Origin of the sequence: Candidatus Pantoea rara (assembly GCF_051136265.1) — a bacterium.
In the GTDB taxonomy this organism is placed as follows: domain Bacteria; phylum Pseudomonadota; class Gammaproteobacteria; order Enterobacterales; family Enterobacteriaceae; genus Pantoea; species Pantoea rara.
The window spans coordinates 3781313-3801556 of sequence record NZ_CP194942.1 but is presented as its reverse complement, the minus strand read 5'-3'; the positions used below and the strand labels follow the sequence as shown (position 1 = coordinate 3801556).

General features: G+C 55.8%; 19 protein-coding genes. 14 read left to right on the top strand and 5 right to left on the bottom strand.

All coding sequences use genetic code 11. The features are described 5' to 3' along the window. Window positions 1-357 precede the first annotated feature (357 nt). On the top strand, window positions 358-1218 hold the full coding sequence (locus ACR8BF_RS17915; RefSeq protein ID WP_179899033.1) for a carboxylate/amino acid/amine transporter: 861 nt from the start codon (window positions 358-360) through the stop codon (window positions 1216-1218). A 321-nt stretch (window positions 1219-1539) separates the two neighbouring features. Here the strand turns inward: ACR8BF_RS17915 and ACR8BF_RS17910 are convergent, their stop codons facing one another. Beyond that, window positions 1540-2019: a DUF1456 family protein gene (locus tag ACR8BF_RS17910; RefSeq protein WP_179899034.1), complete on the bottom strand. Its 480-nt coding sequence runs from the start codon at window positions 2017-2019 to the stop codon at window positions 1540-1542. An 83-nt stretch (window positions 2020-2102) separates the two neighbouring features. Beyond that, on the bottom strand, window positions 2103-3029 hold the full coding sequence (gene metR, locus ACR8BF_RS17905) for an HTH-type transcriptional regulator MetR (protein WP_003854400.1): 927 nt from the start codon (window positions 3027-3029) through the stop codon (window positions 2103-2105). A 144-nt stretch (window positions 3030-3173) separates the two neighbouring features. On the opposite strand from metR, the gene metE reads away from it, so the two are divergent. Next, window positions 3174-5444 (top strand): 5-methyltetrahydropteroyltriglutamate--homocysteine S-methyltransferase, encoded by a 2271-nt coding sequence (metE, locus tag ACR8BF_RS17900; protein ID WP_434745356.1) that lies wholly within the window; start codon window positions 3174-3176, stop codon window positions 5442-5444. Window positions 5445-5496: 52 nt separating this feature from the next. Here the strand turns inward: metE and ACR8BF_RS17895 are convergent, their stop codons facing one another. After that, window positions 5497-6330 carry a dienelactone hydrolase family protein gene (locus ACR8BF_RS17895; RefSeq protein ID WP_179899037.1) on the bottom strand — a complete coding sequence of 278 codons (834 nt, stop codon included), beginning with the start codon at window positions 6328-6330 and terminating at the stop codon, window positions 5497-5499. A gap of 304 nt (window positions 6331-6634) precedes the next feature. Between ACR8BF_RS17895 and udp the strand changes: the two genes are divergently transcribed. The 10 genes from udp (at window position 6635) to tatD (ending at window position 16044) form a co-directional block, all read left to right on the top strand. Next, window positions 6635-7396, top strand: coding sequence for a uridine phosphorylase (gene udp / locus ACR8BF_RS17890; protein WP_313701300.1), 762 nt, complete (start codon window positions 6635-6637; stop codon window positions 7394-7396). A gap of 89 nt (window positions 7397-7485) precedes the next feature. Continuing rightward, on the top strand, window positions 7486-8754 hold the full coding sequence (locus ACR8BF_RS17885) for a tetratricopeptide repeat protein (protein ID WP_313536723.1): 1269 nt from the start codon (window positions 7486-7488) through the stop codon (window positions 8752-8754). An 85-nt stretch (window positions 8755-8839) separates the two neighbouring features. Next, a complete protein-coding gene (gene rmuC / locus ACR8BF_RS17880; RefSeq protein WP_313701304.1) occupies window positions 8840-10339 on the top strand; it encodes a DNA recombination protein RmuC in 1500 nt (499 codons plus the stop codon). A 75-nt stretch (window positions 10340-10414) separates the two neighbouring features. Then, the gene (gene ubiE, locus ACR8BF_RS17875; protein WP_008926452.1) at window positions 10415-11173 is read left to right on the top strand and encodes a bifunctional demethylmenaquinone methyltransferase/2-methoxy-6-polyprenyl-1,4-benzoquinol methylase UbiE; all 759 of its coding nucleotides are present in this window, start codon (window positions 10415-10417) and stop codon (window positions 11171-11173) included. 11 nt (window positions 11174-11184) lie between these two features. After that, a complete protein-coding gene (ubiJ, locus tag ACR8BF_RS17870; RefSeq protein WP_313536719.1) occupies window positions 11185-11790 on the top strand; it encodes a ubiquinone biosynthesis protein UbiJ in 606 nt (201 codons plus the stop codon). Beyond that, window positions 11787-13424 carry a ubiquinone biosynthesis regulatory protein kinase UbiB gene (ubiB, locus tag ACR8BF_RS17865; protein WP_179899042.1) on the top strand — a complete coding sequence of 546 codons (1638 nt, stop codon included), beginning with the start codon at window positions 11787-11789 and terminating at the stop codon, window positions 13422-13424. Before ubiJ ends, ubiB begins: the two co-directional genes overlap by 4 nt. A 109-nt stretch (window positions 13425-13533) precedes the next feature. After that, a complete protein-coding gene (tatA, locus tag ACR8BF_RS17860; RefSeq protein ID WP_136196620.1) occupies window positions 13534-13788 on the top strand; it encodes a Sec-independent protein translocase subunit TatA in 255 nt (84 codons plus the stop codon). Between the two features lie 3 nt (window positions 13789-13791). Beyond that, window positions 13792-14415, top strand: coding sequence for a Sec-independent protein translocase protein TatB (gene tatB, locus ACR8BF_RS17855; protein ID WP_434745355.1), 624 nt, complete (start codon window positions 13792-13794; stop codon window positions 14413-14415). Further along, complete coding sequence (tatC, locus tag ACR8BF_RS17850; RefSeq protein ID WP_179899044.1) at window positions 14415-15173, top strand: Sec-independent protein translocase subunit TatC; 759 nt, start codon at window positions 14415-14417, stop codon at window positions 15171-15173. The genes tatB and tatC overlap by 1 nt, the downstream gene beginning before the upstream one ends. 88 nt (window positions 15174-15261) lie before the next feature. Beyond that, window positions 15262-16044, top strand: a complete 783-nt coding sequence (gene tatD, locus ACR8BF_RS17845) for a 3'-5' ssDNA/RNA exonuclease TatD (RefSeq protein ID WP_179899045.1) — start codon at window positions 15262-15264, stop codon at window positions 16042-16044. On the opposite strand, the gene rfaH is transcribed toward tatD, so the two are convergent. Further along, the gene (gene rfaH / locus ACR8BF_RS17840) at window positions 16041-16529 is read right to left on the bottom strand and encodes a transcription/translation regulatory transformer protein RfaH (protein ID WP_008926459.1); all 489 of its coding nucleotides are present in this window, start codon (window positions 16527-16529) and stop codon (window positions 16041-16043) included. The genes tatD and rfaH overlap by 4 nt on opposite strands. A gap of 239 nt (window positions 16530-16768) precedes the next feature. Here rfaH and ubiD point away from each other — a divergent pair, with 239 nt between their 5' ends. Together ubiD and fre are read left to right on the top strand one after the other, a co-directional pair. Further along, window positions 16769-18253: a 4-hydroxy-3-polyprenylbenzoate decarboxylase gene (ubiD, locus tag ACR8BF_RS17835; RefSeq protein WP_313536711.1), complete on the top strand. Its 1485-nt coding sequence runs from the start codon at window positions 16769-16771 to the stop codon at window positions 18251-18253. A 41-nt stretch (window positions 18254-18294) separates the two neighbouring features. Beyond that, window positions 18295-18996: an NAD(P)H-flavin reductase gene (fre, locus tag ACR8BF_RS17830; RefSeq protein WP_008926461.1), complete on the top strand. Its 702-nt coding sequence runs from the start codon at window positions 18295-18297 to the stop codon at window positions 18994-18996. Between the two features lie 80 nt (window positions 18997-19076). Here the strand turns inward: fre and fadA are convergent, their stop codons facing one another. Then, on the bottom strand, window positions 19077-20240 hold the full coding sequence (gene fadA, locus ACR8BF_RS17825) for an acetyl-CoA C-acyltransferase FadA (protein ID WP_013359720.1): 1164 nt from the start codon (window positions 20238-20240) through the stop codon (window positions 19077-19079). Between the last annotated feature and the right edge of the window lie 4 nt (window positions 20241-20244).

Here is a 20244-nt window from a genome sequence, read left to right as displayed (position 1 = left end):
CACATTATGGTTTTTAATTCCCAGCAGGTTGGGGCAGGAAAAGAGCAGAACAAAATGGATACAGAATGTTCCATTTCGCGCAAAGAATAGTGTTAGTTGCACAACGGTACTGTGATGAATGACACATTTGTTACAGTTTTATTACATTCTGTAGCGAAAGTGATCACGCCATGGATTATTTCGCGCATTTTATCTGGCTGAAAATCCATTACGTCGACAGTTATGTCATTGAGTGTAAGCAGTCTATCCAGCAGACCTTCTGATTGCCTGGTTTATAATCACATGTCAACCAGATTTCACAGCCTGAAAGTGGCACATTGTTTACACTGACAGCCTGTTCATTTCAGGGTCGTCGCCGTGTTTTTATTGATTATTACCACCATTCTGTGGGCCTTTTCGTTCAGCCTGATTGGCGAATACCTTGCCGGACAGGTAGACAGCTGGTTCTCTGTACTGATGCGTCTGGCGCTGGCTGCGCTGGTGTTTTTACCGTTCCTGCGCTGGCGTGGCCATCGCCCTTCAACGCTGCTGCTTTATATGCTGGTCGGGATGCTGCAGCTGGGAGTGATGTATCTGCTGAGCTTCGAAGCTTACCTCTATCTTAGCGTGTCAGAGTTCCTGCTGTTTACGGTGATGACGCCGCTCTATGTGACGCTGATTTATGACCTGATCAGCCGTCGTCCGCTGCGCATCGGCTATATCTTCAGCGCCCTGCTGGCGGTGGCTGGCGCAGCCATTATTCGCTATGACAAAGTCAGCGATCATTTCTGGTTTGGCCTGCTATTAGTACAGCTGGCAAACATCTGCTTTGCGGCGGGAATGGTGGGCTATAAGCGTTTGCAGGAGACCCGTCCTATGCCGCAGCACACGGCATTCTCCTGGTTCTATCTGGGTGCGGTGTTAATTGCAGTGATCGCCTGGTGTGCCTGGGGCAATCCGCAGAAGTTGCCGACCACCTCATTGCAGTGGGGCATTCTGGTCTGGCTGGGCATCGCCGCTTCCGGTCTCGGCTATTTTATGTGGAACTACGGTGCGACGCAGGTCGATGCTGGCACGCTGGGCATTATGAATAACATGCACGTTCCCGCCGGATTGCTGGTGAATCTGGCTATCTGGCAGGAGAAACCGCACTGGCCGAGCTTTATTGCAGGCGCGCTGGTGATCCTCGCCTCGCTGTGGGTGCATAAGCGCTGGGTGGTGGGGCGTAGTGACCGGTAATCATTGGGTGCTGGGACAAACCGTTGCTGTAGCCGGACTGCGGCCTCCCGGGCTGGCGCGTCCGATCGCGAAGAAATCTCACATCCCTGTGGATCGGCCGGGCCATCCCTGGCCCGGACGCTTCGCTCTTCTGACGTGCCAGCCCTGAAGACTTCACAGCATCATCGCTGCCAAACCAGGGTTTCGTAAGGAATATGAAGGAGGGGAAGGCGGGTTGAGAAGTAAAGCGTCCGCCGCAAGAATGCGGCGGTCGAGGCGCCAGGGATGGATTCACGCCGTCTTTACGCAGCAACCCGCCGTTTCCGACTGGAAAGCACGAACTCAGGCTGGCTTCTCACTCTTAGGGCGCTGAATCATCGCCAGCCCCTTCAGGAAGTTACGCAGAATCTGGTCGCCGCATTCGCGATAGTTCTTATGGTCAGGTTTGCGGAAAATTGCGCCAATCTCAGCCTGTGAGACGGTAAAATTCACGCGCTTCAGGACATCAGGAATGTCGGTGGTTTTCAGATCAAAAGCGATGCGCAGCTTTCTCATGAAGATGTTGTTCGTCATCCTGCGCTCAATCGACGGCGCAGGAGCATCTTCGCTTTTACCACGACGGTAGAAGATCAGGCCATTCAGGAAATAACCCATCAGCACATCGGGGCAGGGACGGAACGCCGCATCATCATCTTTTTTCAGCCACGCCTGAATATCCGCTACCGGTACGTCACATTGCGCCAGCGCAAAAATCTCCACCATTTTGGCATCGCTCAGATTGAGCATGTAGCGCACGCTGCGCAGAATATCATTGTTAGTCATGGTGAGATCTTCTCATGGTCAGTCGACAGGCTGCGCATTATAGGGGATTTTGCCCGCGTTCGCGCAGGTTTGTGCCGGTCGGATTACCGCTGTAACACGGCTCCGGGCAGCGCGGCATCGCGCACAAAAGGCAGGTGCTCACAGGCGTGCTGACGCGCAAAGCGGATAAAGGCTTCCAGCACCGGCTGACGCTGTTCCCCTTCGCGTACGGCAGCATAAAGACGGCTCCAGAGGCCATCGCCCAGCGTGCGGGTCACGACCAGACCCTGCTTCTCAAAACTCTCCACCACCCAATGGGGCAGCGCGGCAATGCCCATCCGTGCCGAAACCATCTGAATCATCAGCAGGGTGTTATCCACACTTTTCAGGGCCGGACTGACGCCTGCGGGCTGCAGGAAGTGGCGCCAGATATCCAGACGCTGACGCTGCACCGGATAGATCATTAACACCTCATCCGCCAGATCTTCCGGCGAAATCTGCTCAACCTGCGCCAGCGGGTGATCCGTCGCCAGTACCAGCCGCACTTCATAATCGAACATCGGTGAGTAGAACAGGCCAGAGCGCGCCAGAATATCGGAGGTCAGCACCACATCCAGCTCACCCTGTTGCAGTGCGGGTTGGGGATCAAAGGTCACGCCCGATTTAAAATCCATCACCACCTGCGGCCAGCTCTGACGGAATTTATCCAGCGCCGGGGTCAGCCACTGAATGCAGCTATGACACTCAATCGCCACCCGCAGCGTGGTTTGATGCGGCTCATGGCAGGCCTGCAAAGCCTGCTGAATCTGTGGCAGCACCTGCTCTGCCAGCTGCAGCAGAATATCGCCCTGCGGCGTAAAGCGCAGGGGCTGACTTTTACGCACGAACAGGCGGAATCCCAGCCGCTGCTCCAGATCGCTGAACTGGTGAGACAACGCCGATTGCGTCTGATGAAGCTGGGCTGCTGCTGCCGCCAGCGATCCCGTATTGCGCAGAGCCTGAAGCGTCCGCAGGTGCTTGAGTTCGATCATGAGAGTCCTTCACATCGAAAGTGAACATATTGCGCTTGAGCAACATACAGTACCCGCAGAGTATAGCAGTGTAAACATCTGGACGGCTAAACATCTTTGGCTGCCCATTTAAGCCAAAGTGAAAGATTATCTGGAGAACAGCACATGACTATCCTCAACCATACCCTCGGCTTTCCCCGAATTGGCCTGCACCGTGAACTGAAAAAAGCACTGGAGAGTTACTGGGCGGGCGACAGCACGCAGCAGGCGCTAATGACGACGGGCCGCGAACTGCGAGCGCGACACTGGCAACATCAGAAAGAGGCGGGCGTCGATCTGCTGCCGGTTGGCGATTTCGCCTGGTATGATCATGTGCTGACCACCAGCCTGATGCTGGGCAATGTGCCTGCGCGTCATCAGAACCAGGAGGGCACCGTTGATCTGGATACGCTGTTTCGCGTGGGGCGCGGTCGCGCCCCGACTGGCGAGCCTGCGGCGGCGGCAGAAATGACCAAATGGTTTAACACTAACTATCACTATCTCGTGCCGGAATTTATCCAGGGCCAGACATTTAAACTGACCTGGACTCAGCTGCTGGACGAGGTCGATGAGGCGCTGGCACTGGACCACAAGATCAAGCCAGTGCTGCTGGGGCCGGTGACGTATCTATGGCTGGGTAAAGTCAAAGGCGAGCCGTTTGAACGTCTGTCGCTGCTGGAGGCGATTCTGCCGGTCTATCAGCAGGTGCTGGCGGAGCTGGCAAAGCGCGGCATCGAATGGGTTCAGATTGATGAACCCGCCCTGGCGCTGGAACTGCCGCAAACGTGGCGCGACGCTTTTCAGCTGGCCTATGACGCACTGCAGGGCCACAGCAAGCTACTGCTGACCACGTACTTTGACAGCATCGGGCAGAATATTGATGTGATTCGTAAGCTGCCGGTGCAGGGCCTGCATGTCGATCTGGTCCATGGCCGTGATGATATTCAGCAGCTGAATCCGCAACTCCCCGCCAGCTGGCTGCTATCGCTTGGTGTGATCAACGGACGTAACGTCTGGCGTGCCGATCTGAGCCGCTGGTTTAGTCGTCTGCAACCGCTGATCACCCAGCGTGAACAGGTGTGGATCGGCTCCTCCTGCTCGCTGCTGCACAGCCCGATCGACCTCGGCGTCGAGACCCGGCTGGATGATGAAGTCAAAAGCTGGTTCGCCTTTGCGCTGCAGAAATGTACCGAGCTCTCACTGCTGAGTCAGGCACTTAACAACAATGATGCGGCGACGCTGGACGCCTGGAGCGCACCGGTGCGCGCCCGTGCTCACTCCCGCCGTGTGCATAATGTGGCGGTGGGCCAGCGTCTGGCGGCCATCACGCCACAGCACTGTGAACGCCTGAGCGCATACCCGGTACGGGCAGTGCTGCAGCGTCAGCGTTTCAATCTGCCTGCATGGCCCACCACGACCATCGGCTCTTTTCCACAGACCACGGAAATTCGCGGCCTGCGCCTCGACTTTAAGCAGGGTCGTCTCGACAGTAACCATTATCGCACAGGCATCGCGGAGCACATCAAACAGGCGATTACCGAGCAGGAACGGCTGGGGCTGGATGTGCTGGTGCATGGTGAAGCAGAACGTAACGATATGGTTGAGTACTTCGGCGAGCATCTGGACGGCTTTGTCTTTACTCAGAATGGCTGGGTGCAGAGTTACGGTTCTCGCTGTGTGAAACCGCCCGTCATTATCGGCGATATCAGCCGTCCGGAGGCGATCACCGTGGAATGGGCCCGTTATGCCCAGTCGCTGACTGACAAACCGGTAAAAGGGATGCTGACCGGACCGGTGACGATTCTCTGCTGGTCATTCCCGCGTGAAGATGTGTCACGTGAAATCATCGCGAAGCAGATCGCCCTGGCGCTGCGCGATGAAGTGGAAGATCTGGAGAAGGCGGGCATCGGGATTATTCAGATTGATGAGCCGGCACTGCGTGAAGGTCTGCCGCTGCATCAGTCTGAGTGGGCGGCCTACCTGAACTGGGCGGTGGAAGCATTCCGGTTGAATGCGGCGGTCGCACGGGATGAAACCCAGATTCACACGCATATGTGTTATTGCGAGTTCAACGACATTATGGACGCCATCGCAGCCCTGGACGCCGATGTGATCACGATTGAAACCTCACGATCTGACATGGACCTGCTGGCGTCGTTTGAAGATTTCGAGTATCCGAATGAAATCGGCCCCGGCGTCTATGATATTCACTCGCCTAATGTGCCCAGCGTGGCGTGGATAGAAGCGCTGTTGCTGAAGGCGGCGAAACGAATTCCGGAAGCGCGGTTGTGGGTAAACCCTGACTGCGGTCTGAAGACACGAGGCTGGACGGAGACACGTCAGGCGCTGGCGAATATGGTGACGGCGGCGAAGAAACTGCGTGGTGAGACGGCGTAGGAAAGGGGTCTGGTGGCAAAAAACAGGGGCGCAGAAGCGCCCCTGTTTTCATCTATTCTGATGCCACACCATACTGCCTGAACCAGGCCAGCATGCGTTGCCAGCCATCATTCGCTGATTCAGCATGGTAGCTCGGACGGTAATCAGCATTAAACGCATGTCCCGCTTCGGGGTAGACGATGATCTCGGCGGTCGCATTGGCGGCATGCAGCGCCTGGCGCATCTGCTCGACGCTCTCCAGTGGAATGCCATCATCCTGGCCACCATACAAACCTAGCACCGGTGCACTCAGATCGACCGCAATATCAATAGGATGCTTCTGCTGCTTCAGCGTGCGCTCACCGGTCAGTCGTCCATACCAGGCAACTGCAGCGCGCAGCTGTGGGTTATGCGCGGCATAGAGCCAGCTGATGCGGCCACCCCAGCAAAAACCGGTGATGCCCATGCGACGGATATCGCCGCCATTGCGTGCCGCCCAGTTAGCGGCATGATCGAGGTCTGCCAGCACCTGGGTGTCAGGCACTTTGCTGACCAGCTCGCTGAACAGCGTCGGGATATCATTATATTCAGAAGGATCGCCTTCGCGGAAATAGAGCTCGGGCGCGATCGCCAGATAGCCTTCCAGTGCCAGACGGCGGCAGATATCCCGAATGTGTTCATGCACACCAAAGATCTCCTGCACCACCAGGACGACAGGCAACGGGCCTTCTGCTGCGTGAGGCTTTGCAAAAAATGCCGGCATGTTTTCGCCCTGGCTTGGCACTGAGGTTTCACCTGAGTGAATGGCCGGGCTTTCGGTGATGATGGTCGTAGAGGCGGTGGGCTGCACGGCAGGGGCAAAGCCGCTCGTCGCCGGTTTTTGTGTCATATTATCACTGGTTTTCATTATTCTCTCCGTGCAAGCATTTGCGCAATCACGTAACTATAGCCTGGCTGTTAAGCCTGCGCGCCAGGTGTCGGGTAACAGAATCAGCAGCGAATAAAATCATCCACCTCTTTAACATTGCGCTGACCCAGACACAGCCTCGCGAAGGGCTATCCGGACAAGGAAGATATGATTGTGTGATGTCAGTCACAATTAATCTGGCGGAAAATGTAACTTTCATTTTCTTAAGTGAATGTTGTCACATATTTATCGGGCGTGCTGGCGTAGAGTGGCGCGCTACCTTCCCTTAACAGGAGTCTGAAAAATGACACAGTCTGACGTTTTCCATCTTGGCCTGACTAAAGCCGATCTGCAGGGCGCCACCCTGGCGATTGTGCCGGGCGATCCGGAGCGTGTGAAGAAAATTGCCGGACTGATGGACGATGCCACGCATCTCGCCTCACACCGTGAATTTACCTCATGGCTGGCAAAAATTGAGGGGAAACCCGTTGTGGTCTGCTCAACCGGTATTGGCGGTCCTTCAACGTCGATTGCCGTGGAAGAGCTGGCACAGCTCGGCGTGCGCACCTTCCTGCGTGTCGGAACCACTGGCGCGATCCAGCCACATATCAATGTTGGCGATGTACTGGTGACGACCGCATCTGTTCGCCTGGACGGTGCCAGCCTGCATTTTGCGCCGATGGAATTCCCGGCAGTGGCAGATTTCGCCTGCACTACTGCACTGGTTGCCGCCGCAGAAGCCTGTGGCGCAAAGACCCATATCGGTATCACCGCCTCTTCTGACACTTTCTATCCGGGCCAGGAGCGTTACGACACCGTCTCAGGTCGTGTCGTCAGTCGCTTCAAAGGTTCGATGAAAGAGTGGCAGGAAATGGGCGTGCTTAACTATGAGATGGAATCCGCTACACTGTTAACCATGTGCGCCAGCCAGGGTCTGCGAGCCGGCATGGTGGCGGGCGTGATAGTGAACCGCACGCAGAAAGAGATCCCGGATGCGGTCACCATGAAACAGACAGAAAGTGACGCAGTGAAGATTGTGGTCGAAGCGGCGCGTCGCTTGCTGTAAGCCGCGTCAGGCAGCAGGTTTTTGTCCAGACTCAAAACCTGCTGCTGGTCGTTAACGGCGCGTATCATCAGTTAAACCTGAGAGTGTTTATGCGCAACACCATTCCTGTCCGACGTCCTCTCCCCGGCGCTAATCCTGCCGCACTCAGTGCCCGGCTGGAACGCAGCGCTGAACGTTTCCGTGCCGCCATGCAACAGGGCGACTATGCGCTGGCAGCCCAGTGCTGCGAAGAGGTGCTGCGCTCAATGCCAAATCAGATGCAGGTGCTGAGCGACTACGCGCTCTGTCTGTTGCGTCTGGGTCAGCACAATAAAGCGTACAAAATCTACCAGAAGATTTATCAGTCACCGCCCGCTGTGCAGGCTACAGCCTCTGAAACCTGGCTGGATGGCCTGACCGAAGTGTGTGGCTGGCTGAATAAAAAAGAAGAGGTCGCCCGTTACGGTCTGGCGTCTCTGATGCGTTCTGATGCGCGTTTCAGTCAGGGACAGCGCATGGCGTTTCCCGCTCCACAACCTGAGCCTGTCGATCTCAGTCAGCCGCAGCAGAATGTCATCGCCTTCTGCCTGTATGGCGATCAGCCTCGCTACTGTGAAACCCTGATTAAAAACGTCGAAGTCGCCCCTGAGCTCTATCCCGGCTGGGTCTGTCGCATCTACCTGGATGAGAGCGTGCCGCAGCATGTCTGGCAGCGCCTTGACCAGCCGCACGTCCAGCTGTTCGATATGTCTCACGAAAAAATCGTGTATCCAACCCTGTGGCGTTTTCTGGTGCTCGACGATCCGGCGGTGAAGCGCTTTATCGTGCGCGATGCTGACTCGCTGCTCTCGGAGCGCGAAGCCGCGGCGGTTAACGCCTGGCTGGTGTCACCTTATTGGTTCCACCATATGCGTGACTACTTCTCCCATACCGAACTGCTGCTGGCAGGGATGTGGGGCGGCTGTCACGGCGTTTTCCGGGGTGTGGAACAGGCGATGCGCGATTTCATTGCGCAGTATCAGGGAAGCGAACGCTTCACCGATCAGTATTTCCTTAAGCTTGCGCTGTGGCCGACGGTGCGTGAAAGCCTCCTGAGCCATGATGAGCTGTTTCAGTTTCATCAGGCCCAGCCGTGGCCTGACCATACGCCTGTACGCTGGAATACGCCGCATTTCCACGTTGGCAGCAATGCGGGCTTTGCCAGTATGACCGGCAAATCCAGCGCCGCGGAGGGAAGCAGACAGCGTGTCGCGATCACGTCCGGCGAAACAACCTGGCACTATCTGGCACAGGTTAAAAAAGGTGAATGGCTGCTGCCGATGCCGTTTTTCCTGATTGATGAGTGGCAGGCTGGAAAGCTGACGGTGGCGGCTCTGTAAGACGCTGAGTCTGGCTAAAATTGTCTGGACATTCATACAGTGCGACTCTACCTTTTCCCTCAGCAGCCTGAGTCACGGGGAAATCATGGATCAGCACATCATCATCAGCGCCTGTCTGGCGCTTGCCGGGTTAGGGATTGGCTGGATGCTGGCACAGTTACGGGCCGGTCATCAGGTCGCCAGTTTCCAGACCGAGCGCCGTCTGCAGGAAGAGGCGCAACAGCGCCAGCAGCAGCAAATCGAGCAGCTTCAGCAGCAGACGCAGCAGCGTGAGCAGGAACTGCGTCAGCTTCACGGCGCGCTGAGCGGCGCCAATGAGCGGCTGCAACAGCTTGATTACTGGCGCAATGAAAGTGAACAGCTCAATCGTGAACTGCGCAATCAGCTGGAGGTCAACAGCGCGCAGGAAGCGGAGTTGCGCGAAGTGACCATCCGCCTTGAAGAGACCCGTTTTGCCGCTGAAGAGAAACAGCGACTGCTGACCAACAGCGAACAACGCCTCAGCGCTCAGTTTGAAAACCTCGCCAACCGTATTTTCGAAAACAGCGGCCGTCGCGTCGATGAACAGAACCGCCAGAGCCTGGACGGGCTGATTGGTCCGCTGCGTGAGCAGCTTGATGGCTTTCGTCGTCAGGTGCATGAGAGCTTCGGCGCAGAAGCGCGCGAACGGCACACCCTGACCCATGAAATCCGGCAGTTACAGCAGCTGAATGCGCAGATGGCGCAGGAGGCCCTTAACCTGACCAAAGCGCTGAAGGGCGACAATAAAATCCAGGGCAACTGGGGTGAAGTCGTGCTGAGCCGGGTACTGGAAGCCTCCGGGCTGCGCGAAGGCTACGAATATGAAACCCAGGTGAGCATTCAGTCAGAACAGCAGGGCAGGATGCAGCCGGATGTGATCGTGCGTCTGCCGCAGGGCAAAGATGTGGTGGTAGACGCCAAAATGACGCTGGTGGCCTATGAGCGTTACTTTAATGCGGATGATGAGATTGAACGTGAGCAGGCGATTCAGGAGCATGTCGCTGCCATGCGGGCACACATTCGCCTGCTGGGACGAAAGGACTATCAGCAATTGCCCGGCTTACGATCGCTGGATTATGTTTTGATGTTTATTCCGGTTGAACCCGCCTTTTTGCTGGCGATTGACCGCCAGCCTGAGCTGATTGGCGAGGCGCTGCAGCAGAACATCATGCTGGTCAGCCCTACCACGCTGCTGGTGGCGTTGCGGACCATTAATAATCTGTGGCGCTATGAGCATCAGAGCCGCAATGCGCAGCGTATTGCCGATCGGGCCACCCGGCTCTATGACAAAATGCGGCTGTTTGTCGATGACATGAGCGGCATTGGCCACAGTCTTGATAAGGCGCAGAACAGCTATCGCGAAGCGATGAAAAAGCTGGCAGAAGGGCGCGGCAACCTGATTGCGCAGACGGAAGGATTTCGCGCACTGGGCGTGGAGATCAAACGGCCCATCAACCCGCAACTGGCGGAACGAGCCATGCCGGAAAATCGGGCGGATGAGGACGCAGATGACGACAGGGATGCAGATGAGAGTGAGCAGCGTGTGAGACGCCTCCACGAATAGTACGGGCGCAGCGTGCCTGGCTTCCGTGACTCTGATACACTTCGGGAAGTATTGTTTGTGGAGCAGGTAAAACCGATGGCAGATGAATCACAGCAGGAAACTACCCATTTTGGCTTTCAGACGGTCGCCAAAAGCGAAAAAGCTGACAAAGTCGCGGACGTATTTCACTCCGTAGCGGCAAAATATGACCTGATGAACGATTTGATGTCGTTTGGCGTTCATCGTATCTGGAAGCGTTTTACCATTGACAGCAGCGGCGTACGTCGCGGTCAGCGCGTGTTAGATCTGGCTGGCGGTACCGGCGATCTGACCGCTAAATTCTCTCGCCTGGTGGGCGAAACGGGTCAGGTTGTCCTGGCTGATATCAACAGCTCCATGCTGAAGATGGGCCGTGAAAAGCTGCGCAATCAGGGCGTGGTTGGCAATGTGAGTTACGTACAGGCCAACGCAGAAGCTCTGCCTTTCCCCGATAACTATTTCGATTGCATTACTATCTCCTTTGGTCTGCGCAACGTCACGGAAAAAGAGAAGGCGCTGGCCTCTATGTTCCGCGTCCTTAAGCCGGGCGGACGTCTGCTGGTGCTGGAGTTCTCTAAGCCTGTACTGGATCCGCTGAGCAAAGCGTATGACGCTTACTCGTTCCACATTCTGCCGCGTATCGGACAGCTGGTGGCGCAGGATGCAGAGAGCTATCGCTATCTGGCCGAATCGATCCGCATGCATCCCGATCAGGAGACCCTGAAAGCGATGATGAACGATGTCGGTTTTGAAAATACCACTTACTCCAATATGACCGGCGGCATTGTCGCGCTGCATCGTGGATTTAAGTTCTGAGTGAGATGGTAATGAATCTGACGCCCTTGATTACCGCGGGCCTGGAAACGGCGCTGAACCGTATTCTCTATCGCGATCGCGGCCTGAAACCGGCGCGCCAGCGCCTGAATGGCAAAGTGCTGACGCTGCGCCTGAATGAGTTCTCTTATCCGCTGGTGCTGGTCTTCAGTGAACAGCAACTGGATGTATTAGCGGACTGGCAGGATCGCAGTGACTGCACAGTGATCACCTCGCTGAAAACCCTGCCGAAGCTGCGCGATCGCCAGCAGCTGACGCCGTTGATCCGCAGCGGTGAACTGCAGGTTGAAGGCGATCTGCAGGTAGTGCAGCAATTCTCCGCGCTGATGGATCTGGCAGAGCTGGATCCGGCAGAGTACCTGGCTCCCTGGGTGGGCGATATCGCCGCACAGGGCATCAGCCAGCGCTCTCAACAGGCATTCCGTTTTTTCAAAGGTGAAGTGCAGCGTCGCCAGGATTATCTCGGACAGGCCTTAACCGAAGAGTGGCGTGTTGCGCCTGGCTCACTGGAATTAGCCTGGTTTTCTGAGGAGGTCGACGCGATGGAACGTTCGCTTGAGGCGCTTAATGCGCGTCTGGCGCAGCTGGAGGCAAAATGAGTTTTGGAGAGATCCGCCGATTATATCTGATCATGAAGGTGTTTCTGACCTATGGCCTTGATGAACTGATACCTCAGACACGCCTCACTTTCCTGTTTCGCCTGTGGCGTCGCTCTGTTTTCTGGATCCCGAATCTGCATCAGCATGAGCCCATCGGTGCACGTATGCGCATGGCGATGGAGCAACTGGGTCCCGTCTGGATCAAGTTTGGCCAGATGCTGTCGACCCGTCGGGATCTCTTCCCGCCGCTGATCGCCGATCAACTGGCGATCCTGCAGGACCGGGTTGCGCCCTTCGATGGCGTCAAAGCTAAAGCGCAGATTGAAGCCTCAATGGGTGCGCCGATTGAAACCTGGTTTGATGATTTTGATATTAAACCACTGGCGTCGGCATCTATTGCGCAGGTTCACACCGCCACGCTGAAATCGACTGGCAAGAAAGTGGTGATCAAAGTGATTCGCCCCGATATTTTGCCGGTGATTAAAGCGGACATGAGGCTGATCTATCGCCTGGCACGCTGGGTTCCACGTTTGCTGCCGGATGGACGCCGTCTGCGTCCGGTCGAGGTGGTGCGCGATTATGAGAAAACCCTGCTTGATGAGCTAAACCTGTTACGTGAAGCGGCCAACGCCATTCAACTGCGCCGGAATTTTGAAGATAGCCGCATGCTCTATGTGCCGGAGGTCTATTCCGACTATTGCAGCGAAACCATGATGGTGATGGAGCGCATCTATGGCATTCCGATTTCAGATGTTGCTACCCTGGAACGTCATGGCGTAAATATGAAGCTGCTGGCTGAGCGTGGCGTGCAGGTCTTCTTCACCCAGGTCTTCCGCGACAGTTTCTTCCATGCGGATATGCATCCGGGCAACATCTTTGTCAGCTACGAACGTCCGGAAGACCCGCAATATATCGGCATTGACTGCGGTATCGTGGGTTCGCTGAACAAAGAAGATAAGCGTTATCTGGCGGAAAACTTTATCGCCTTCTTCAACCGTGACTACCGTAAGGTTGCGGAATTGCACGTTGACTCAGGCTGGGTACCGCCCGATACCAACGTTGAAGATTTCGAGTTTGCGATTCGTACGGTCTGTGAACCGATTTTCGAAAAACCGCTTGCTGAAATCTCCTTTGGGCATGTGCTGCTGAACCTGTTTAACACCGCACGCCGCTTCAATATGGAAGTGCAGCCGCAGCTGGTCCTGCTGCAAAAAACGCTGCTTTATGTGGAAGGCATTGGCCGTCAGCTCTATCCGCAACTCGATCTGTGGAAGACAGCCAAGCCGTTCCTGGAAGAGTGGATTAAGGATCAGGTCGGTTTGCCTGCCATTATTCGTGCGGTGAAAGAGAAAGCGCCATTCTGGGCTGAGAAGCTGCCCGAGTTGCCAGAACTCTTTTACGACAGCCTGCGCCAGCACAAACTTTTACGGCACAGTGTCGATAAATTAGTGGGCGATATGAACGCGCAGCGCGTCCGCCATCATCAGGCGCGTTACCTGTTTGGTGTCGGTGCAACGTTGCTGTTAAGCGGAACGGCCGTGCTGCTCACCCGACCGGATTGGGACTTTTTCCCGGCTGTCTTGATGGCAGCGGGAATCGTCTCCTGGTTAATCGGCTGGCGTAAGACAAACTGATTGTCACGTCCGTCTAAAAAAAGGTAATGTCGCTGGCTCAGGCCCGGTTGAAAAGGGCTCTCTGTGGTGCATTACCTCATCGTTTTCACAGAATATTAGAGGCTATATCATGGGCGGTATCAGTATCTGGCAATTGTTAATCATTGCCGTCATTGTTGTACTTCTGTTCGGTACCAATAAATTGCGTAATCTGGGTTCAGATTTAGGGTCTTCGATTCGTGGCTTCAAGAAAGCCATGGGTGACGAGGACGATAAAAAGGATCAACCGAAAGAGCAGGATGCTGACTTCGCGGCTAAAACGCTGGCTGATAAACAGCAAACTTCGGCTACCAAAGAAGACGCCAAGAACGACAAGCAGGTGTAAACCGTGTTCGATATTGGTTTTAGTGAACTGGTATTGGTGTTCGTTATCGGGCTGATTGTACTCGGCCCGCAACGTTTACCGGTTGCGGTGAAAACCGTAGTCGGCTGGATCAGGGCGATTCGTTCGCTGGCAGCCAATGTACAACATGAGCTCGCGCAGGAGCTCAAGCTGCAGGAGCTGCAGGATAGCCTGAAAAAGGTGGAGGAAGCGAGCCGCGGCACGCTCTCACCTGAGCTGAAAGAGTCGATGGAAGAGCTGCGTAAAACGGCGGATTCAATGAAACGCTCGGTCAGTCAGAGCATCGACATTGAAAAAGAGGAAGACGAGGCAAACACCATTCATTCAGCCCAGCACAGGCCTGCGCCTGAGCGCAATTCTGAGGCGGTGAACGCATCTGAGCCTGGCACTGCTGAGCTTTCGGCGACGCCGGCTACTGCAGAACATCAGGCCAGCGCCCCGCCACAGGCACCCGCTCCCGTTTCAGACTCTGGCACGGCTGTAAAACCTTCTGCTGCACCCTCTGCCGTGGCCAGTGCGCCGGCACAGGTACCCGCTGCTGATGTTGCCAGACCGACTGATTCTGCGCGTACTTCCGCACCCTCCTCTTCTGCAAGTGATGAACGATAATGGCCGTTGAAGATACCCAACCGCTCATCAGTCATCTGATTGAGCTGCGTAAGCGACTACTGAATTGCATCATCGCGGTATTAGCGATTTTCCTGGTGCTGGTTTTCTTCGCCAATGACATCTATCAGCTGGTCGCGGCCCCCCTGATCAGCCAGATGCCGGTCGGTTCCAGCATGATCGCGACCGATGTGGCCTCACCGTTTTTCACCCCAATTAAGCTGACTATCATTGTGTCGGTATTTCTTGCGGTGCCGGTTATCCTCTATCAGGTCTGGGCGTTTGTCGCCCCGGCGCTTTACCGGCATGAGCGCAGGCTGGTTATGCCACTGCTCTTTTCCAGCACATTCCTGTTCTATTTCGGCGTCGCTTTTGCCTACTTTGTGGTCTTCCCGCTGGCATTTGGTTTTTTCACCAAGACCGCCCCCATCGGCGTCACCGTCGCAACGGATATTGCCAAATACCTCGATTTTGTCATGACGCTGTTTATGGCATTTGGTGTGGCGTTTGAAGTACCCGTGGCGATTGTGTTGCTCTGCTGGACCGGAATCACCAACCCGGAAGATTTGAAGAAGAAACGTCCCTATATTCTGGTCGGCGCTTTCGTTGTCGGGATGATGCTCACACCGCCGGATGTTTTTTCCCAAACTTTGCTCGCTATTCCGATGTACTGCCTGTTTGAAGTCGGCGTATTCTTTTCCCGTTACTATGTGGGTAAAGGCCGCCGGTCACAGGATGAGGACGAGAACAGCGACTCCTGATGCTGACAGCGTTACCCGCACAGGCGGGAAGCGATCAAGCCAAACCGCCCTGATGGGCGGTTTTTGTTTATAAACAGTGGGAAAAATTATGTTTGATATCGGTGTAAACCTGACCAGCACGCAATTCGCCTCCGACCGGCAAAAGGTGGTTAAACGCGCGCGTGATGCGGGCGTCACCGGGATGCTTATTACAGGCACGAATGCCTTGGAGAGCCAGCATGCTCAGCGACTGGCTGAAGCTCAACCTGACTTCTGCTGGTCCACCGCAGGCATTCACCCTCATCATGCCAGCGAATGGTCCACGGAAATTGCCAGCACCCTGCGTCGCCTGGCTGAAAAACCGGAAGTGGTGGCTATCGGTGAGTGCGGACTCGATTTCAACCGCAATCTGTCGGCGCATGAGCAGCAGGAGTATGCATTTGACGCGCAGCTGGCGCTGGCGGCGGAACTCAATATGCCGGTGTTTCTTCACTGCCGTGAAGCCCATGCGCGTTTCGCTGCAGTGCTTGCACCCTGGCTGTCAAAACTGCCAGGTGCAGTGATCCACTGCTTCACCGGCACGCGTGACGAACTGGAAGCCTGTCTGGCCATGGGATTATCGGTAGGGATTACGGGCTGGGTATGCGATGAGCGTCGTGGTCTGGAGCTGCGCGAAATGCTGCCACTGATTCCGGCCGATCGTCTGTTGCTGGAAACCGATGCGCCTTATCTGCTGCCGCGCGATATGCGTCCACGCCCGACCTCACGCCGGAATGAACCCTGCTTTTTACCGCATATTGTGCATCAGGTGGCGACATGGCGTGGCGAGAATGTCGACGAGCTGGCGACCCGCATCGATCAGAATGCGCGGACGTTGTTCAGACTGGCTTAAAGCTTGCGGAACTGCTTGTTATCCACGCTGCGCATTACCTGCTTGTTGAGCAGATTAAGCAACAGAATCGAGCGTGTTTCACCATCCGGTTCGGCAAAGATAGCGCGCAACCCTTCAAACGTTCCTTCGGTGATGACCACTTCATCGCCGCTTTGGGGGGTCTCAGGATCAAGCAGAATCTGTGGGACGTCGGTCTCCAGTGCTTCAATCACGGCCGATGGCACGGTCGCGGGCGTGGTGCCGAAGCGCACGAAGTGACTGACACCGCGCGTGCTGCTGATCGTCGTGGTGTGAATCGCTTCCGGATCGAATTCGATAAACAGATAGTTTGGAAAGAGTGGCTCACTCACCGTGGTGCGTTTGCCGCGCACGATTTTTTCCAGAGCGATCATCGGACTCAGGCAATGCACTTCCTGCCGCTCCAGATGCTCCTTCGCGCGCAATAGCTGTCCACGTTTGCAATAGAGTAAGTACCAGGATTCCATAACTGCTCCCATTGAATGGACGCTAAGAATAGCAAACCTGTTGCCAGAGTTATAGCGCAGGGGCAGGGTAAAGCGTCCCGCAGAGAAAATAAACTGAGACTTTTCTTAACATGGCAGCTGGCAGCAGAACAGGGGCGGGAAAAGGCTATCAGCTTAACAGGCTGCCGTATAAACCTCAGCATATCCGCTTAATCAGACCTATAATGGCCGATTCACTCTGGCCGGAAAGCTAAAGCCGCATGAAATATCATGATTTAAGAGACTTTCTCGCGCTGCTCGAACAGCGCGGTGAGCTAAAGCGCATTACCCAGTCGATTGACCCTGAACTGGAAATGACCGAAATTGCCGACCGCACCCTGCGTGCCGGTGGCCCCGCTCTGCTGTTCGAAAACCCGAAAGGGTATGACATGCCGGTACTGTGCAATCTGTTCGGTACGCCAAAGCGCGTGGCAATGGGCATGGGCCAGGAGGAGGTCAGCGCACTGCGTGAAGTGGGTAAACTGCTGGCCTTCCTGAAAGAGCCGGAGCCGCCAAAAGGCTTCCGGGATCTGTTCGATAAGATGCCGCAGTTTAAGCAGGTCCTGAACATGCCGACTAAACGCGTGCGCAATGCACCCTGTCAGGAAGAGGTGTTCAGCGGCGATGAAGTCGATCTGACGCGTATTCCGGTGATGAAGTGCTGGCCTGGCGACGCGGCACCGCTGATTACCTGGGGACTGACCGTGACGCGCGGGCCGCACAAAGAGCGGCAGAATCTCGGTATCTACCGGCAGCAGGTGATTGGCAAAAATCGCCTGATTATGCGCTGGCTGTCGCACCGTGGTGGCGCGCTCGATTTTCTGGAGTGGACGAAAGCGCATCCGGGCGAGCGTTTTCCGGTGTCGGTGGCGCTGGGTGCCGATCCCGCCACCATCCTGGGTGCCGTCACGCCAGTGCCGGATACGCTGTCAGAATATGCGTTTGCCGGGCTGCTGCGCGGCAATAAAACCGAAGTCGTGAAATGCCTCTCGAACGATCTTGAAGTGCCATCCAGTGCGGAAATTGTGCTGGAAGGCTATATCGAAGCGGGCGATATGGCACCGGAAGGACCTTACGGTGACCACACTGGCTACTACAATGAAGTAGATAGCTTCCCGGTGTTTACGGTGACGCACATTACGCAGCGCCATAAGCCTATTTATCACTCTACCTACACTGGCCGTCCACCGGATGAACCTGCGGTGCTGGGTGTGGCGCTGAATGAAGTGCTGGTACCGATTCTGGTGAAGCAGTTCCCGGAGATCGTGGACTTCTATCTGCCGCCTGAAGGTTGCTCATACCGCCTGGCGGTTGTGACCATTAAAAAGCAGTACGCAGGGCATGCCAAACGTGTCATGTTTGGCGTCTGGTCGTTTTTGCGGCAGTTCATGTACACCAAATTTGTTATTGTGTGTGACGATGACGTTAATGCGCGTGACTGGAACGACGTGATCTGGGCGATCACCACGCGTATGGATCCGGCCCGCGATACGGTATTAGTGGAAAATACCCCCATCGACTATCTCGATTTTGCCTCGCCTGTTTCCGGGCTGGGATCGAAGATGGGGATGGATGCGACCAACAAGTGGCCAGGTGAAACGCAGCGTGAATGGGGTACCCCTATTGTTAAAGATCCTGCGGTCACCGCGCGCATTGATGCTATCTGGGATGAGCTAGGTATTTTTGATCAGCCGCCACAGCGTTGATGGCGAGCACAACCATAAAGACGACCCGACAGAGGGAACGCATGACAACGTTAAGCTGTAAAGTAACTTCAGTTGAGGCGATTACCGACACGGTCTATCGCGTTCGCCTGATCCCTGAAGCGGAATTCAGTTTTCGCGCGGGACAGTATCTGATGGTAGTGATGGATGAACGCGATAAGCGTCCGTTCTCATTGGCCTCAACGCCAATGGAAAAAGATATCATTGAGCTGCATATCGGGGCGTCCGATCTTAACCTCTATGCCATGGCCGTTATGGATCGCATCCGTAACGACCGCCAGATCACGGTTGATATGCCCCATGGTGATGCCTGGTTGCGCGAAGAGAGCACCAAACCGCTGATACTGATTGCAGGCGGCACCGGTTTTTCCTATGCCCGTTCCATTCTGCTTACTGCACTGGCAGAACAGCCAGAGCGCGATATCGCCATTTACTGGGGCGGACGTGAACTCAAGCATCTGTACGATATGGACGAGCTGGATGCGCTGGCGGTGAAGCACCCGAATCTGAAGGTAATCCCGGTCGTCGAGCAGCCCGAAGCGGGCTGGCAGGGTCGTTCAGGCACGGTCCTGACGGCTGTGATGCAGGACTTCAGCACGCTGAGCGAGCATGAGATCTACATCGCCGGACGTTTTGAGATGGCGAAGATTGCCCGCGATCGTTTTTGTGCCGAGCGTGGCGCAGTGGAATCACAGATGTATGGCGATGCGTTTGCCTTTATCTGATTCCCGGTAGCAGCCTGTAGCAGACAGAAAAAACCCGCCGGTTTACGGCGGGTAACTCTGACAAAGTAAGACTCAACGTATTACAGACGTTCGAATACGGTCGCGATCCCCTGACCCAGTCCGATGCACATGGTGGCGAGACCAAATCGGGCATCGCGTCGTTCCATAATGTTCAGCAGCGTAGTGCTGATGCGCGCACCGGAGCAGCCCAGCGGATGGCCTAAAGCAATCGCGCCGCCATTCAGATTGACCTTTTCATCCATCAGCTCCAGCAAACCTAAGTCCTTGATGCAGGGCAGTGTCTGCGCGGCAAAGGCCTCGTTCAGCTCAAACACGTCGATATCACTGACGCTCAGTCCAGCGCGTTTCAATGCCAGTTTGCTGGCCGGTACCGGTCCGTAGCCCATGATTGACGGATCACAGCCGACCACTGCCATGCTGCGGATACGTGCGCGTGGCGTCAGCCCCAGTTCACGGGCACGTGATTCACTCATGATCAGCATGGCGGCCGCGCCATCTGACAGCGCCGACGACGTTCCCGCCGTGACGGTGCCATTCACCGGATCAAAGGCGGGTTTGAGCGCCGCCAGTCCTTCGGCGCTGGTCTCCTCGCGGATCACCTCGTCGAAATCATAGCGTTTGAGAATGCCGTCGCTGTCGTGACCATAGGTGGCGACAATCTCTGTCGCGAAATCCCCACGCTGAGTGGCCTGCCATGCGCGCTGGTGCGAACGCAGGGCAAACGCATCCTGCTGCTCACGGCTGATATGGTGCATACGCGCCAGCATTTCGGCGGTTAAGCCCATCATGCCCGCGGCTTTAGCGACGGTGCGGCCGAGGCCGGGATGAAAGTCCACACCATGATTCATCGGCACGTGTCCCATATGCTCCACGCCCCCAATCAGGCAGCACTGCGCATCGCCAACCATAATGGCGCGGGCCGCATCGTGCAGCGCCTGCATGGAAGAACCACACAGCCGGTTGACGGTAGTGGCCGGTACGGAGTGCGGAATTTCGGCCAGCAGCGCGGCGTTACGTGCGATATTAAATCCCTGTTCCAGCGTCTGCTGTACGCAGCCCCAGACGATATCGTCGAGCGAGGCCGGGTTCACCGCCGGGTTGCGGCTCAGAATTTCGCGCATCAGATGCGCAGAGAGATCTTCAGCGCGCACGTTCCGAAAAGCGCCGCCTTTTGAACGTCCCATTGGCGTACGTACCGCATCAACAATCACCACATTTTCCATCTTC

Coding starts and splice junctions, on each gene's coding strand:
- ACR8BF_RS17910 (WP_179899034.1), bottom strand. CDS start 2,019: ATGACTAACAATGATATTCTGCGCAGCGTGCGCTACATGCTCAATCTG.
- metR (WP_003854400.1), bottom strand. CDS start 3,029: ATGATCGAACTCAAGCACCTGCGGACGCTTCAGGCTCTGCGCAATACG.
- metE (WP_434745356.1), top strand. CDS start 3,174: ATGACTATCCTCAACCATACCCTCGGCTTTCCCCGAATTGGCCTGCAC.
- ACR8BF_RS17895 (WP_179899037.1), bottom strand. CDS start 6,330: ATGAAAACCAGTGATAATATGACACAAAAACCGGCGACGAGCGGCTTT.
- udp (WP_313701300.1), top strand. CDS start 6,635: ATGACACAGTCTGACGTTTTCCATCTTGGCCTGACTAAAGCCGATCTG.
- ACR8BF_RS17885 (WP_313536723.1), top strand. CDS start 7,486: ATGCGCAACACCATTCCTGTCCGACGTCCTCTCCCCGGCGCTAATCCT.
- rmuC (WP_313701304.1), top strand. CDS start 8,840: ATGGATCAGCACATCATCATCAGCGCCTGTCTGGCGCTTGCCGGGTTA.
- ubiE (WP_008926452.1), top strand. CDS start 10,415: ATGGCAGATGAATCACAGCAGGAAACTACCCATTTTGGCTTTCAGACG.
- ubiJ (WP_313536719.1), top strand. CDS start 11,185: ATGAATCTGACGCCCTTGATTACCGCGGGCCTGGAAACGGCGCTGAAC.
- ubiB (WP_179899042.1), top strand. CDS start 11,787: ATGAGTTTTGGAGAGATCCGCCGATTATATCTGATCATGAAGGTGTTT.
- tatA (WP_136196620.1), top strand. CDS start 13,534: ATGGGCGGTATCAGTATCTGGCAATTGTTAATCATTGCCGTCATTGTT.
- tatC (WP_179899044.1), top strand. CDS start 14,415: ATGGCCGTTGAAGATACCCAACCGCTCATCAGTCATCTGATTGAGCTG.
- tatD (WP_179899045.1), top strand. CDS start 15,262: ATGTTTGATATCGGTGTAAACCTGACCAGCACGCAATTCGCCTCCGAC.
- rfaH (WP_008926459.1), bottom strand. CDS start 16,529: ATGGAATCCTGGTACTTACTCTATTGCAAACGTGGACAGCTATTGCGC.
- ubiD (WP_313536711.1), top strand. CDS start 16,769: ATGAAATATCATGATTTAAGAGACTTTCTCGCGCTGCTCGAACAGCGC.
- fre (WP_008926461.1), top strand. CDS start 18,295: ATGACAACGTTAAGCTGTAAAGTAACTTCAGTTGAGGCGATTACCGAC.
- fadA (WP_013359720.1), bottom strand. CDS start 20,240: ATGGAAAATGTGGTGATTGTTGATGCGGTACGTACGCCAATGGGACGT.